We start from the raw sequence: 402 nt of genomic DNA on the forward strand, positions 1-402 counted from the left end.
ACATTAGATTTAAGGGTTCTCCGTTGTGAGCAATGCCTTAGGAATAACATTACGGGCTCTTCTTATTGGGTATGGTTCAGGAATCAAGCGCAAAGGGCTGGTTATGTCGAGGCGTTTCAGAATACAGACCATTTAGAATTATTGGCTTTATATAAACAGTTAATGATGTATAGAAGTTATTACGGTTTTATTCAGGAGGCTGAGTTCGGGATTTCTGAGGATTACGACATCGGAATGATGCAACCATTAGAAGCTGACCACCGATTCCCATTACAACCATCTGGTGGATGTAGAGTAGGTGAAGTTTCAGCGCGTAACTTAATGATAGTACCGACATCACTGAATCGAGCAAAGACAAACAAGGTGATTAATGGGTGGGGATTCTCAGCACCGATGAAAACG

Annotated in this window: 1 protein-coding gene; it reads left to right on the top strand. The window is 41.8% G+C overall.

The genetic code is table 11. The annotated features are described in order from the left end of the window. Positions 1 to 402: hypothetical protein (locus AC4GME_RS18805; RefSeq protein WP_490380039.1), on the top strand; the 402-nt coding region annotated here is incomplete at both ends.

The organism is Psychromonas sp. (genome assembly GCF_983033635.1).